Origin of the sequence: Nostoc sp., assembly GCF_036917535.1 — a bacterium.
Lineage (GTDB): Bacteria > Cyanobacteriota > Cyanobacteriia > Cyanobacteriales > Nostocaceae > Nostoc.
Window position 1 is genome coordinate 1 of record NZ_JBALDA010000040.1, and the last position, 14173, is coordinate 14173.

General features: G+C 41.5%; 14 protein-coding genes. 7 read left to right on the forward strand and 7 right to left on the reverse strand.

The window, feature by feature from the left end; genetic code table 11:
* Positions 1-110: 110 nt before the first annotated feature.
* The 3 genes from V7K56_RS13750 to V7K56_RS13760 form a co-directional block, all read right to left on the reverse strand.
* Positions 111-1838 carry a ShlB/FhaC/HecB family hemolysin secretion/activation protein gene (locus V7K56_RS13750; RefSeq protein ID WP_334911285.1) on the reverse strand — a complete coding sequence of 576 codons (1728 nt, stop codon included), beginning with the start codon at positions 1836-1838 and terminating at the stop codon, positions 111-113.
* A gap of 269 nt (positions 1839-2107) precedes the next feature.
* Complete coding sequence (locus tag V7K56_RS13755) at positions 2108-2470, reverse strand: hypothetical protein (protein ID WP_334911287.1); 363 nt, start codon at positions 2468-2470, stop codon at positions 2108-2110.
* Positions 2471-2785: 315 nt separating this feature from the next.
* Positions 2786-2983, reverse strand: coding sequence for a hypothetical protein (locus V7K56_RS13760; RefSeq protein WP_334911289.1), 198 nt, complete (start codon positions 2981-2983; stop codon positions 2786-2788).
* Positions 2984-3044: 61 nt separating this feature from the next.
* On the opposite strand from V7K56_RS13760, the gene ureE reads away from it, so the two are divergent.
* Genes ureE through ureG form a run of 3 tightly spaced genes read left to right on the forward strand, consistent with a single transcriptional unit; the run spans position 3045 to position 4801 of the window.
* The gene (gene ureE / locus V7K56_RS13765; RefSeq protein WP_334911291.1) at positions 3045-3491 is read left to right on the forward strand and encodes an urease accessory protein UreE; all 447 of its coding nucleotides are present in this window, start codon (positions 3045-3047) and stop codon (positions 3489-3491) included.
* Positions 3466-4158, forward strand: a complete 693-nt coding sequence (locus V7K56_RS13770; protein WP_334911293.1) for an urease accessory protein UreF — start codon at positions 3466-3468, stop codon at positions 4156-4158. Before ureE ends, V7K56_RS13770 begins: the two co-directional genes overlap by 26 nt.
* Before the next feature lie 46 nt (positions 4159-4204).
* Positions 4205-4801 carry an urease accessory protein UreG gene (gene ureG / locus V7K56_RS13775; protein ID WP_334911295.1) on the forward strand — a complete coding sequence of 199 codons (597 nt, stop codon included), beginning with the start codon at positions 4205-4207 and terminating at the stop codon, positions 4799-4801.
* A gap of 169 nt (positions 4802-4970) precedes the next feature.
* On the opposite strand, the gene V7K56_RS13780 is transcribed toward ureG, so the two are convergent.
* Positions 4971-6857: an ABC transporter ATP-binding protein gene (locus V7K56_RS13780; protein ID WP_334911297.1), complete on the reverse strand. Its 1887-nt coding sequence runs from the start codon at positions 6855-6857 to the stop codon at positions 4971-4973.
* Between the two features lie 596 nt (positions 6858-7453).
* Here V7K56_RS13780 and V7K56_RS13785 point away from each other — a divergent pair.
* Complete coding sequence (locus V7K56_RS13785) at positions 7454-9133, forward strand: GH3 auxin-responsive promoter family protein (protein WP_334911299.1); 1680 nt, start codon at positions 7454-7456, stop codon at positions 9131-9133.
* A 333-nt stretch (positions 9134-9466) separates the two neighbouring features.
* On the opposite strand, the gene V7K56_RS13790 is transcribed toward V7K56_RS13785, so the two are convergent.
* Positions 9467-10042, reverse strand: a complete 576-nt coding sequence (locus tag V7K56_RS13790) for a single-stranded DNA-binding protein (RefSeq protein ID WP_334911302.1) — start codon at positions 10040-10042, stop codon at positions 9467-9469.
* A gap of 270 nt (positions 10043-10312) precedes the next feature.
* Positions 10313-11569 (reverse strand): FAD-dependent oxidoreductase, encoded by a 1257-nt coding sequence (locus V7K56_RS13795; protein ID WP_334911304.1) that lies wholly within the window; start codon positions 11567-11569, stop codon positions 10313-10315.
* 239 nt (positions 11570-11808) lie between these two features.
* On the opposite strand from V7K56_RS13795, the gene V7K56_RS13800 reads away from it, so the two are divergent.
* The 3 genes from V7K56_RS13800 (at position 11809) to V7K56_RS13810 (ending at position 13810) form a co-directional block, all read left to right on the forward strand.
* Positions 11809-13122, forward strand: a complete 1314-nt coding sequence (locus tag V7K56_RS13800; RefSeq protein WP_334911306.1) for an ABC transporter ATP-binding protein — start codon at positions 11809-11811, stop codon at positions 13120-13122.
* 169 nt (positions 13123-13291) lie between these two features.
* Positions 13292-13387 carry a DUF4160 domain-containing protein gene (locus tag V7K56_RS13805; protein WP_334911312.1) on the forward strand — a complete coding sequence of 32 codons (96 nt, stop codon included), beginning with the start codon at positions 13292-13294 and terminating at the stop codon, positions 13385-13387.
* A 144-nt stretch (positions 13388-13531) separates the two neighbouring features.
* On the forward strand, positions 13532-13810 hold the full coding sequence (locus tag V7K56_RS13810; protein WP_334911308.1) for a DUF2442 domain-containing protein: 279 nt from the start codon (positions 13532-13534) through the stop codon (positions 13808-13810).
* 147 nt (positions 13811-13957) lie between these two features.
* Here V7K56_RS13810 and V7K56_RS13815 read toward each other — a convergent pair.
* The coding region (locus V7K56_RS13815) for a hypothetical protein (protein ID WP_334911310.1) at positions 13958-14173 on the reverse strand (216 nt) is incomplete at its 5' end.

Here is a 14173-nt window from a genome sequence, read left to right on the forward strand (position 1 = left end):
GGATTATGGAACTTCTACTTGATGGCTGCTTAAGAAAATCCCAATTACAAGACCAGCATTGCCTCACTTATCTTTTATTTCCCGACAACTCTAATTTAGAAATCTTACTTTTAAAACGGCTGATAGCGCACTGAAAAATTAAAGCCATTCTCTTGCAGCGAACTACCGCGATCGCTTGTACCAACTAATGGTATACCATAGTCTGCACGCAATACCAAACCGTTGAAAGGTTGCCAGTTCAAGCCCAACCCTAAGCTAGCAATGGTTTGCGGGTCGGCATTAATCTCGCGATTATTCCAAGCTGTACCGATGTCAAAAAATGGGATTAGCTGTAGTGTTTCCACATTTGAGGCCAGGGGAATCCGAACTTCCACACCTCCAACTACCCCATTGTCAGCCACAATTTGATTTTGATCGTAACCGCGCACTGTATCAACTCCCCCAATGCTAATTTTTTCCAACGACAGTAAAGAATCAGGAGTAAGTTGAGTGTTGACTTTGGCTAGCATCAAGATGCGGGGAGATAGTCGTTGTACCCATTGAAATTGTCCCACCCAAGAGAAAAAACGCCCATCGGTACCACTATCGTTAACAGTTGCGTCAATTGCATCAATCCCAAAATTAAATTGCGATCGCGCCGCTAAAACACTGTTAGCATTACGTTGTAACCAATCTTGAGAAAAGCGGATTACCGTAACTCTTGATTCCCCATCTTCGGGCCCTTCAGTAAAGGAGAAGGGAATATCATTGAGGATGTAGGTTTGACTGCGCCGTAAATCGAATGCTAAACCGAGAGCAAATTCTCTGTTTGGCGTGTGGATTAGCGGTTGACGGACGTTAAAAGAAAGGGTTTCGGCTTCGCTGCGGATATTTAAGTCACGAAATTCGCTTTCAATAATACGGCTAGCACTGTTGCTGTAGCGGACACCAATGGTTCCATCTAAGGCGTTAAAAGGAATAGAATAATTGACATCGTAAATGTCTAAACCTTCGCTACTACCATATTCAGCACTAAATTTATCCCCAAATCCTAATAAATTATCATGAGCAAGAAAAATACTCCCTTGTTCTGAGCCGACGCTAGTTGATTGGTTATTTGCGAAGGTAACTCCGAGGTGGAAGGCTGGTGATTCGGTAATTGTCACCTGTAAAATATTATTTCCGGGAGTGCTACCTGCGGTTAACTCAGCATTAACTCGTTGAATCACTGGGTCAAGTTGCAACAATTGTAGCGCTTGTTCGAGACTTTTTTGATTTAAAGGCTTACCTGCAAGCCGTTCAATCCGGGAACGCACATATCCAGGCTGCAATCTTTGTAATCCTAAAATAGAAATTCCTTCGAGTTCGCCTTCCACAACTTGGATTTGCACGACACCACTAGCAACATTTTGATTGTTGGAAATAAATGCACCACTGGTGATGTAGCCATTATCAACATAGAGTTTAGTGATTTGCGATCGCAATTGCAATAACTGCTCAAATGTAATGTTTGTATTTTCTAAAGGCTTTTTTAACTTGATGATTTCATCTTCTAAAACAGAATAGCCTGTGACATGAATTTCTTTGACAAAGAACTTTTCACCACTAGGAAAAGTTGTATCGGGTAGATTTTCCTGTGGAGGCGATGGGAGTATGGGAACAGTTGGTGTCGGTGGTGTAAGTGGAAGAGTTGGTGTAGGTGATGGTTGGGGTAGAGTTTCTTCGACTTTCCCTGGTGTATCGGGAGGAATTGTAACTCCTGATGGGGGTGTCGATTGTGCAAATACTGTAAGTGGAGTGATGCTGATGCAGATAAGTAATATGAGAAAAAGCTTTTGAAACCGAAAGTAGGAACCCATTGTTTATATATGATATGTAAAATTCGTCAAAGATAGTGTCTAAATTCTTATGATTTGCCATCGGGCATCTGAAAGGATAAAATACGCATATATCCGACTTCTATTTAATAAATAATCAAGCAGATATGCTGTTAGCAAAACTTCTAGAATTATGTTCCCAGATTTCCGTATAGAAGATGATATTATTATTTAATTAAAATACCATAATAGTTTTCTTGATGATTGCACCTTTATGCAATCATCAAGATCCAATTTATAAATCCCTAATATTATCGATAGTCGCCTCCATGACCGTAAAAAGTTATTCCATAGGTGCTGCAAAGATTAGTCCGACCGATATCATAACTGCCATCACTATAAATGGCTTTGACATCATAAGTGCATTGATTGCTATTATTGTTAAATGTAACTGTGTCAGATGTACCGTTAACAATATCTGAATTGAGAATATTATGACCCCAATATTTAGAGTCTTTTGATGATACATACAATTGAGTAATTTCTAACTCATTGTTGTTGTAAACTAGGAAATCACGCCTGTCAAAAGCAAGAGCATTTTGGCTGGCTAATGGTACTATTGGTAATGCCAAAGTTGTTGCTAAAAGTGTATTGCGGACTAGTTTGGAAAACATAATAAACCTCTCAATCCGAGTGAATAAAAATTACGAAATTTTCCTCAGCAACGGTTGATAAATTGATGATTTTTGTTGTTATTCGATTCATTAACCGTTTCTTTAATACTCAGATTAAGGGAAATGACTAGGTAATGCATTCACCTTTCATGCAAATATAGTTGCATGATTTGTATGGTGCGATCGCATGATAGTGCGTCCCATTTTGCAGAAAACTGTGTATGCGATTTTTTCGATATGTACAATATTTATTTTGAACAACTTCGACTTAAGATTAATTGCCCATTGGGTAATCGATACAGTCCTTGTGTTCAATTATTGGGTCGCCTTTTTTCCAAGGACGCTATTTTCTTTGGGAACTGCAACGATAAATTTTGAGTTGATATTGATGTTACCGCCATCGCCACCTTTTTCGGCTGTACCTGTGTTGGTGGAGATTTGAGCGCCACGACGGAGTAAGAGTAAGTCGCTTGGATCGTTGCCTTTGTTTAATTTTATCTTTCCTTCGGACAAGAGAGCTATGGTATTTAAACTAGAACCATACTAAAAAGCAAAAGTTCAGGCTAAACTCTGTATGCTGACATTTACCCAACTTAAACCACCTAATAACGATGCTGCTGTTACTTTTACTCTGGCGCTGACAGCAGAAGAACGTACCCGCAGTCGTCATCGCTTTGAAACAGAAGATGGTAAAATTGTGTTTTTACATTTACCCAGAGGGACTGTCTTATACGATGGCGATATTCTGCAAGAAGAAACCCATAGCAGTTTAATCAGAATTACTGCCAAACCAGAACTAGTGCTGACTGCCTTTGCGCAAACACCACTTTTATTATTACGGGCTGCATACCATCTGGGAAATCGCCACGTACCTGTAGAAATTACTCCGACTTATTTACGCTTGTCCTCAGACTCGGTTTTACGCCAGATGTTGGAACAACTGGGATTAGAAGTTAAAGAGGAAATTTTACCCTTTCAGCCAGAATTAGGAGCTTATGGACAACACCATCATGCTTACTGATAGCCATCTTTTGGGTATTTTGCAGCTGGCTAGCCCCGCTTTGCCTGTAGGAGCATATAGTTATTCTGAAGGCTTGGAAATGCTGGTGGAAAATGGTACGATTGCTAACCACACACATCTCAAAGATTGGTTAAAAGCAGAGTTGCTTTATGGGGCAATTCGGTTAGAGGCGGTGGTGATGATCCGATCGCAGCAAGCTGTAAAAACAGGTGATGTTGAGTCCCTATGCCGTTGGAATCTGTGGTTATCGGCTGCTAGGGAAACAGAAGAATTACGCGCCTCTAGTTGGCAAATGGGGCGATCGTTGATCCAATTACTTGCTAAACTAGAACCGCAGATTGTACCTATTGCCAACGCTGTGGGTAATCCTTGCAATTATGCGATCGCTTTTGGTATTGCCGTTGCCCATTGGCAAATCAGTATCAAAGCCGCATTACTGGGATATCTGCACAGTTGGGCAAGTAATTTGATTACTGCTGGCGTAAAACTTATCCCCCTTGGACAAACAGCAGGACAGCAGTTATTGCTAGATTTGCAACCATTACTCAGTGCTGCGGCATTAGAAATTCTCACGTTGGAGGACGATCAACTCGCCTGTTGTAGTTGGGGTTTGTCGCTAGCGAGTATGCAGCATGAAACGCAGTATACAAGGTTATTTAGGAGTTAGGGCATAGGGAATTGGGCATTGGGCAGAGTAGACAGGGATATAACTAATGAATGCATTTCGAGTAGGGGTTGCTGGGCCAGTAGGTTCGGGGAAGACGGCTTTGGTGGATGCTTTATGTAAAGGATTGCGTGAGCAGTATCAGATTGCGGTGGTGACGAATGATATTTATACTCAGGAGGATGCTCAGTTTTTAGTGCGTTCTCAGGCATTAGCTAGCGATCGCATTTTGGGTGTAGAGACTGGCGGTTGTCCTCATACTGCTATCCGCGAAGATGCTTCGATGAATTTGGCGGCAATTGAACAGTTAGAGGAACGTTTTCTCAATTTGGATTTAGTTTTTTTGGAAAGTGGCGGCGATAATTTGGCTGCTACTTTTAGTCCAGAATTGGTGGATTTAACAATTTACGTCATCGATGTTGCAGCTGGCGATAAAATTCCCCGCAAAGGTGGCCCCGGCATTACCAAGTCTGATTTGTTGGTGATTAACAAAACTGACTTAGCACCCTATGTTGGTGCAAATTTAAGTGTCATGGAACGAGATGCCAAAAAAATGCGCGGTGATAAACCTTTTATTTTTACTAATTTGAAAACTCAGTCAGGACTTGCAGATGTAATTAACTTTGTTTGCACAAATATCTGTTGAAAAAGAATTCACAAGTCAGAATCAAGACAACTAAATCTGCATATTTAGTGGAGGTGCAAAAACGCCCATTTACCGACATTTTCCCCAAGAAGCGACAGCATAGACTTGCCATCTGCCACTTATACAGGATTTATACTGAATTCTTACTCCTAACTCCTGAATTCTATTTCTATAAAGCTTTCTGATGACGACTTCGCACCCGTTCAGCACTACCGGTAGGAATCGCAGCAATTAATTTTTGCGTGTATTCCTCTTTAGGTTCTTGGTAAATGCTTTCGGCTGTGCCTTCTTCAACAATTTGACCGCGATTCATGACTAAAATGCGATCGCTCATAAACTTAACCACACTTAAATCATGAGAAATAAAAATATAGGTAAGCTCAAAGTCAGACTGCAACTCTTTAAGAAGATTTAATACCTGCGCCTGTACTGAAACATCCAGCGCTGAAACTGATTCATCGCAGATGATAAACTTAGGATTTAACGCCAAAGAACGGGCTATGCAAATCCGTTGGCGTTGACCGCCAGAAAACTGATGAGGATAGCGGTTAATCGCATCTGCACTCAACCCCACCCGTTCTAAGAGTTCGACTACTCGCTGGCGTCGTTGTTGTTTTGTTTTCCCAACAGCGTGAATTAACAACGGTTCCATCACCGCATCCCCAACCTTCATCCGTGGGTCGAGGGAACTAAAAGGATTTTGAAAGACTATTTGCATTTCTCGCCGCAGTTTTTGCAACCGTTCTCCTTTGAGGCTAGTAATATCTTGTTTCTCAAAGATAATCTGACCACTCATCGGTTCAATTAAGCGCAGCAAGGTTCTACCAAGGGTAGTTTTACCACAACCAGATTCTCCCACCAAACCTACTGTTTCCCCTGATTTGACATCAAAAGAAACGCCATTAACTGCCATATTGTAACGTTTTGTCCCACCAAATACCCCGCGCACTGGAAAACCAACTTTCAGGTTGCGGATTTGCAATAGGGGTTCCTTTTCATTGAAGTTTGCCAATCTTGCAGCAATCTCTTCGGTAGTCACTTCTATGGGTTGTGCGGGTTCTTTTGGCTGAATTATTACTTGTCCCGTTGGCGTCTCTTCTGCACTCATATAGTCAGAAACGGTAAGTAATTTTTGGGGACGACGGTTGAGTGTGGGGCGACAAGCTATCAAGCCTTTAGTATATGGATGCTGGGGATTACTGAAAATTTGCTCAGAAGTACCAGATTCAAGAACTTTGCCTTTATACATTACCGCTACTTGGTCAGCAATTTCTGAAATTAGTCCCAAGTCGTGGGTGATAAAAATCATTGCCATGTCACGGCTTTGCTGCAATTCTCTCAACAAGTCCAAAATAGTCGCTTGCACCGTCACATCTAAGGCTGTGGTTGGTTCATCAGCAATTAAAATTAATGGGTTGCAAGAAATAGCCATTGCAATCATTACCCGTTGCAACTGACCCCCAGAAAGTTCATGGGGGTAGCGTTCCAGCATGGCTTCTTTGTGTTCTTTAACCAACTGTGTCAACTTTGATGGTTCTGGTTTCGATGAATTGCTGTTGGTTTGATGCCAAGTTTCGATATACTGGTGTTGTATGTCCTCATCGCTAGGTAGAAGTTTTACCTCTTGTAGACCTGCGATCGCAATTTGTCGTGCTTGGGTTGCTGAGACATTTTGATGCCGCATAATCGCTTCTGTTAGCTGAAACCCAATGTTATAAACTGGATTAAGCGAACTCATCGGTTCTTGAAAAATCATGGCGATGTCGCCACCCCGGTGTAACTGCATTTGCTCAGGAGGCAATGTTACTAAATCGATGGGGTTAGCATTCTCTTGCGGACGAAACCAGATTTCACCACCAGTCACCATACCGGGAGTTTGCAACAAACTCATCACAGCTAGGGCTGTCACTGATTTACCACTCCCCGATTCTCCTACTATTCCTAGAGTTTCACCTCGATGCAGCCCAAAGGAAATACCATCCAAAGCTCTGACGTGATTGCCATCACCGGGAAATTCAACTTGGAGATTGCGAACCTCTAGGACAGTTTCTCTCATAGGAGTTGGGTATGAATCTTAACTGAAAATTATTTGGATTTTAACAAGAGTTTTGATGTATGTGTCGATAAATTTTATTTTTACACTCCTTGGCGGTTTTTCACTGCTTAGACCTCAACCACAATTTTTAATGTTTTGAGAACTAGTTGCCTTATCCATCAAGATAATTTTCGGCTGATTGAGTTGCACTAGCTTTCCTCACAGCTATTTATGCTGCCAAATCTGCTATTGTAATTTGAAACAACTCTGTTGTCTCGATTGCTACCGCTAAAAAGGATTTTGGATTATCAGGTGCTGTACCAAACAATGCCTCAAGAGCGTCCACATTGAACAGATAGCGGTGATATCTCTTAACTTACCGCTCGCTTTGGGCGTAGATGCAAAGCAGTTTGTCGTAAGACATCGCCTACAGGCTACTCATCCTTGACTTTGGTTGCAAACAATGATTAAAGCCCAGATTTAATTCTTTTGAGACGATACAAGACTTCCATATTAAGACAAGGTATTTTCTAGAACCATTGCTGCGTATGAACTCAAAGATTCGAGAACAAGCACAAGAAATATTCAATAAAATTCAGGATATTTTTCTCCTTTATTTGTTGCAAGTAGCAGCGAAAAGAAGCCTGAAAAGTTTGCAAAAAGACACTGTTAATGCTATCTCTGTCCAACAAAAGCTTCTTAGAAATATTCTCAAACTTCAAAAGGATACAAAATACGGTAAGAAGTACAACTTTGCAGCTATAGATTCGGTTGCAGAATTTCAAAGGATACATCCTCTGACCACTTATGAAAATTACCGCGAAGTTATTGAAGATATTGCTAAGGATGGAAATTTCTCTCAACTAGTAGCAGAGCCAATCATTCTTTTTCAAGAAACGTCGGGGACAACGGGCAAATCTAAACTTATACCTAGAACAAAACGCTTACTATCAACTTCACAAAAATCTTTTCAGGCTGTAAACGCGATCACACGCTCTTACTATCTCAATGGTAAAACATACGCAAAAAACAGTCGTGGTTTGGCTTTGGCTAGTGCACAACCACTTAAATCTACACCTAGCGGTATTCCCAGAGGTTCAGGAACTAGCGGAGGAATTAGACAATCTAAGTCATTTCAAAAAATAGTCAGTCTCAATTTTTCTAGCCCTACTAGCATATTCTTGATTCCCGATTATAGGAGCGCTTATTATTGCCATATGCTTTTTGCTCTCTTGGAGCCAAAGCTTACTCATATTACGGCAAATTTTGCCTCCAATGTTTTGGATGCTCTACAAATATTAGAACGAGAGTGGCCACAAATGGTAAATGATATTTACCACGGTCAAATTAATTCCAACTTGGAACTGGATACAGCTACAAGAAATGAGCTACAAAGTAGGCTCAAACCCAATCCAGAAAAAAGTAACACACTCCGAACTGAATTTGAAAAAGGATTTGAGGGTATTATACCCAGAATATGGCCGCAGTTATCTAACATACAATGTATCATAACTGGATCGCTGCAACTCTATAAAGAAAGTTTGAAATTTTATGCAGGTGAAATACCAATTTACTCACATGGTTATGGTGCTTCTGAAGCTTGGATCGGGTGTAACCTAGAGCCACAAAAAGATTCTCCAGCTTACGTAATTACTCCTCATTCGGCATTTTTTGAGTTTATACCCATTTCCCAAATTGATGCAGAAAAACCCACCACAGTTGACTTGACTTCTCTAGATGTAGGTGAAAGTTACGAAGTAGTTGTGACGACAGTAGCTGGACTTTACAGGTACAGGATGGGAGATATCGTTAAATGTGTGGGCTACTATAACCAAAGTCCCATGATTGAATTTTTGTATCGCCAAGGTTCTCTGCTAATTATTAGAGGAGTGAGAATTTCTGAAAATGAAATTTTTGCTGCCATTACTGAAGCTAGCAAAATTTTGGGAGAGGACTGCAAAATAATAGACTATACAACCAGCATTGATGTTTCATCATTTCCGGTGAAGTACAATATTTACCTAGAGGTTTCAAAAATATTTACAACTCTTCCTGATTTAACATCATTTCGAGATAAATTTGAACAGGTTATTTATGGTTTAAATGTGCTTTATCTGAATACTAGAAAAGCGAATATTATTGGTGCACCTGAAATTAAACTTGTTGAAAGAGACAGTTTCAAAATGCTAAAAGACACAATTATTTCTCAAGGTATTTCAGAGACACAGTTCAAGATGCCACGGTTGCTCAAAAACGCAGATCAGGTGAGCTTTATAGAAAGTAAATCTATTAATTAACAATCAATAACAATGCGTCGGCAGGGTGGGTAGTGTCCGCAACAACCCAGATATAGCAATCCGATTTGATTCCTAAATTACTTGTAGATACTGGGGACTGGGAAAAAGGAATAAAGGTGTACTGAGTTTTTTTCAAAAATCAAATATGAGTTTTATATCTATGGAGAATAGTGAGTAAGAGTAGGTAAACAATGTCTCACAACAAAATGCAAAGCGTCAACGCAAACAAAAAAATAGCACATCCTAAAGGATGGCTACTTGTAGAAATTGTCTAATCGTAATGCTTTTTGCTAATTATACTTAGCAAATTGAATACACGCTCAACTAGCAAATTTAGAAGGGAATATCATCTGGATCTGGTTCTTCCTCTTTCACTGCTGGATAAGTGTTTCGCTCATAATTTGTGGGTTGGGCTATGGGTTCGTAAGTTTTCGCTTGGGGAGCAACGCCAACAGGATTTGTCGCTGGGGTAGGCGCTGGACGTGATGACTCGTAAGTGGGAACCTCTTTCTGTGGAGGACGAGATGCTGAAGATGGTTGTCGGGGAGCAGTTTCAGTGAATGATGGAGTTACGGTTGCTGAGGGTAATGGATCGGTATTAAAACTACCTCCAACAGATTGAATCTGTTGCACTGTCAATTCAGCGCGTTTTTCTTTAAAACCTTCTTGACGATCAACAGTATTCATACTTAAACGTCCTACCAAGATGACGCGATCGCCTTGGTGGTAGTTTTGCTGAATTTCTGTTGCTAAATTCCCCCAACCGACAACTTTCAACGTGGCTGGCGGATCTTCTGGTTTCTGGGAATTGGGAAACTGCACCAGCATTTCTGTGACTCCCAGATTATCGGCTGTATAGCGGAGTTGCGGTTCGTTAATAATTTCCGCCATCAAAACGCAGCTGTTCATTAAAATTACTCCTGACTGCAAAAAGTGCTGATTCAAAAAGAGGGGGTTTTTCTATGTAGTGTCAATTAATATCTAGATATGTTTAATTGTTTGCATTTTTTAATAATGCCTGAGTTTTTAGTCCTTTCTAGCATAAAAGCCAAGCGATCGCTTTGAACAGCATTGAGTATACTGTTCGCCACCTTCGCTTGACTAATTGAGCATTCAATTCTGCATTGAGTAGTATAATTGTACCACTTATTGATTAAATAGAAAAATTTTTGCCAAAAATTAAGCCTTGATGTGAACTGGAAAAACACCCAAGGCGATCAACCTGGCTGGAAGGTCGCGCAAGATGGGTAAGTGCAAAAATGCAGGTGGTACAAAGGTGCGATTTGAGGTGAGAACTGGGGCCAATATCCGCTTTTGAATAAAAGTTTGAAACGCCTGAATGATGCGTGTGGGCAACTCGCGTTGACGTTGTACTTTTGCTAGATCGCTAAGTTGTACTTGTCGGTTTTTGAGCGGTTTGCTGAGTACATTCGCCGCAACTACAGCATCTTGAATCGCGTAGTTAATGCCAACTCCACCAACAGGGGACATTATATGAGCTGCATCACCGATGAGTAACAGTCCCGAACGATACCAGCGTTTGACACGGCTGGACTCGACAGAGAGAAAAGCTATTTGTGACCAATCATGTAAATTTTGAATGCGTTGCTGCAATTCTGGCACTACTTCGACAACAGATTTTTTTAATTCCTCCAAACCCGCAGCCCTTAGTTGTTGATAGCCTCCTTTAGGAATAACATAGGCAAGTTGCCACTCATCACCACGATCAAGCATGGCGATTAGCTTACCTTGACCAAAGCGCCCCATTCCCCCTTCAGAATCTTCTAGCTGACGCGGTAGGCGAAACCAGAGGACATCCATTGGCGGCGAAGTTTCGATGGATTCAAACTCACCCAAGTGGCGTAAACGTGAGTGGCGACCGTCTGCACCCACTGTCAGTATTGCCCGAATTTCATGCCAACCACCGCCTCCTCGATAGCGGACACCCTGAATCACACCATTTTCGGTAATTAATTCCTGCACATTCGCACCCATTACCAAATGGAAACTAGGATATTTTTGGGCTTCTTGGGTGATGAACTCCAGAAATTTTACCTGGGGAAGCATTGTAATGTAGGGATAATGGGTTTTCAGATGACTAAAATCTGCCAATGTGACAGTATCTTGAGGAGTTTGAATACTAATTTCGCGCATTTTGGTATGGGGAAGTCCTAGCAAGCGATCGCTAAGTCCCAATTCCTCCATAATTTCCATCACCGATGGATGAATCGTATCGCCGCGAAAATCACGATCAAAGTCTTTGTGTGCTTCCAGCAACATCACAGAAATGCCTTGACGCGCTAACAACAGCGCCAATACTGCTCCTGCTGGCCCCCCACCCACAATGCAACAATCTGTGGTTTGTACGTCTACAATTTCATGGACAGGGTTAATGCTTGGGTCTTGGGAAAGATTTTTAGGTACATCGGTAGTCATAACAACACCTCCTGACAGCCCTAAAATTTAGAATAGTTTGCTTTTTATGGTAAAAGCTGTTTTTTTAACTTTTCGTATTTACCCTGAACGTGTATTATTATGAGCGCTAAACTGTCATTGGTCATTAGTCATTAGTCACATTGTCCAATGACGCCAGTTGCTTCAACGGAGGGAACCTCCGCAACGCACTGGCTCCCCAATGCCCGATGCTCCATGCCCAGTGATAATAATTAACAGTTGTGTCCCAAGTTATTTTAGAAAACGTTTATAAAAGTTTTTCCTCACGTAAAGGGGAAAGTGTTACCTCACAAACCCAATCTCCTCTCACACTTGCGGAAAAAACTGATGTAGCACCAGAGCGTGCGGAAAGTGTCAATGTCTTGCGACGAATTAACCTGACGATCGCAGATGGCGAGTTTATGGTGCTGGTAGGGCCTTCTGGTTGTGGTAAAAGCACTCTGCTGCGGTTAATCGCTGGGTTAGAAGTGATGACTGGCGGCAATATTTGGGTAGGCGATCACTTGATCAATGACCTACCACCCAAGGAACGCGACATTGCAATGGTATTTCAAAATTACGCCCTCTATCCTCACATGACGGTGTATGACAACATTGCCTTTGGGTTACGCCGCACGGGAAGCAGGGGAGCAGAGGAGCAGAGGAGCAGAGGAGAAAATACTCCACATCTTCGGACGTGGGCAGAAAATCTTTTTGTGGGGGCGACAAGAAAGTTACCTAAAGGATTGCGCTACATTTCTGACAAAGAACGGGCGGTGAATGAACAGGTGCGTAGTGTTGCTCAACTGTTGCAAATCGAAACATTGCTGAAACGCTTACCTAAACAGCTATCTGGGGGACAAAGACAACGGGTTGCATTGGGACGAGCGATCGCTCGCAATCCCCAAGTATTTTTAATGGATGAGCCGCTTTCTAACTTAGATGCCAAACTGCGGGCAGAAACCCGCGCTCAAATTGTGAAATTGCAGCGCCAATTGGGGACAACGACAATTTACGTCACCCATGACCAAACAGAAGCGATGACAATGGGCGATCGTATTGCGATTATGTCTGAGGGTAAAATTCAGCAAGTTGCTTCTCCTCTAGAACTTTACAACCGTCCTGCCAACCTTTTTGTCGCAGAGTTCATTGGTTCACCACCAATGAATTTTATTTCTGTGGAATTTCATGCCCCGCAGTTGATTACTCGTTCCCAGTTTCGTTTCACCCTACCAGAAGTCTGGGGAAAAGCTTTACAAAAATATGATGGGAAAACTCTAATTTTAGGCATTCGCCCAGAACACTTAAATTTGAGTCTGCCTGCCACCAAAAATCTACCCGTGCAAGTAGATTTAGTAGAGAATCTCGGCAACGATTCCTTTCTCGCTGTTAAGATTGCCGAACCAGGAGTTCAAAGAGCCACTACAGCCAATTACCTACAAGTACGAATACCACCAGACCGATTTGTACAAGCTGGTGAGCAACTATGGTTATCTCTAAATCAAGATAAAATTCACTTTTTTGACCCGGAAACTGAGTTAGCGATATTTCCTTAAGATATTAATTGCCTAGTTGATATTTTCAGAAGTAGCAAAGTGGCGTAGGCGTAGCCCGTCGTAGACATCGCCTGACTTAGCATGAATCCCTTGAACGTAGACGCACATTGGCTTCCCATATATCCTCAAGAGAGAATAAAGTATGCCAGAAATTAGTCGTTTTTTCGGGATGATTGTCACTATGTATTACAATGACCATCCGCCTCCACATTTTCACGTAAAATACAACCAACAAAAAGCTATTATTAGCATTGAAACCTTATAAATTTTAGAAGGTAAACTTAGCTCCAGAGCTTTTAAACTTATATTATAATGGGCGACTTTACATTAAAATGAATTGATGGAAAACTGGGAACTAGCTAGAGACAATCAAATCCTCAATAGCGTCTTACCATTGGAGTAGTAAAATATGTTAAAAGACATTATTGCAGTAGAACCAAGGGAAAACTATCAACTATATATCTGTTTTGAAGATGAAGTGGAAGGAATAATTGATTTTAGTAAGCTGATTAAATTTACAGGTGTTTTTGCACCTTTACAAGATCAAAAATACTTTGCTCAGGTTGAATTAAACCACGAATTAGGCACAATCCAATGGCGATCGGGAGCCGACCTCGATCCAGATGTTCTCTATGCAGTGATTAGCAATCAGCCTATTCCTAAGTATAAGTCACTACGGTTCACTTAAGGATAATTGTAGCGACTGTCTTGATTGTCAAGTGCGTAGCTTGCCGCCGTAGGCATCGCCTGATGTTGTAGCGACCCGTTAAAAGTCAAGCGTAGGCGTAGCCTGTCGTAGACATCGTTTTGTTTGTGGAGATTTATGAAAGCGATACTACCTGTGTATTTGATCGCGGTGCAACAGAGTTTGAAGTACTTTAACACGACTTCGGAGTACCTCAACACGATTTTGGAGTACCTGAACATGACTTTCAAGTACCTCAACACGACTTTGGAGTACCTCAACACGATTTTCAAGTACCTCAACACGACTTTGGAGTACCTCAACACGATTTTCAAGTACCTTAACACGACTTTGAAGTACCTCAAC

What these genes read in the sequence shown, in the direction of transcription:
- V7K56_RS13755 (WP_334911287.1), bottom strand. Translation starts at nt 2,470, where the DNA reads ATGTTTTCCAAACTAGTCCGCAATACACTTTTAGCAACAACTTTGGCA.
- ureG (WP_334911295.1), top strand. Translation starts at nt 4,205, where the DNA reads ATGAATGCATTTCGAGTAGGGGTTGCTGGGCCAGTAGGTTCGGGGAAG.
- ureE (WP_334911291.1), top strand. Translation starts at nt 3,045, where the DNA reads ATGCTGACATTTACCCAACTTAAACCACCTAATAACGATGCTGCTGTT.
- V7K56_RS13780 (WP_334911297.1), bottom strand. Translation starts at nt 6,857, where the DNA reads ATGAGAGAAACTGTCCTAGAGGTTCGCAATCTCCAAGTTGAATTTCCC.
- V7K56_RS13810 (WP_334911308.1), top strand. Translation starts at nt 13,532, where the DNA reads ATGTTAAAAGACATTATTGCAGTAGAACCAAGGGAAAACTATCAACTA.
- V7K56_RS13805 (WP_334911312.1), top strand. Translation starts at nt 13,292, where the DNA reads ATGATTGTCACTATGTATTACAATGACCATCCGCCTCCACATTTTCAC.
- V7K56_RS13790 (WP_334911302.1), bottom strand. Translation starts at nt 10,042, where the DNA reads ATGAACAGCTGCGTTTTGATGGCGGAAATTATTAACGAACCGCAACTC.
- V7K56_RS13770 (WP_334911293.1), top strand. Translation starts at nt 3,466, where the DNA reads ATGGACAACACCATCATGCTTACTGATAGCCATCTTTTGGGTATTTTG.
- V7K56_RS13795 (WP_334911304.1), bottom strand. Translation starts at nt 11,569, where the DNA reads ATGACTACCGATGTACCTAAAAATCTTTCCCAAGACCCAAGCATTAAC.
- V7K56_RS13750 (WP_334911285.1), bottom strand. Translation starts at nt 1,838, where the DNA reads ATGGGTTCCTACTTTCGGTTTCAAAAGCTTTTTCTCATATTACTTATC.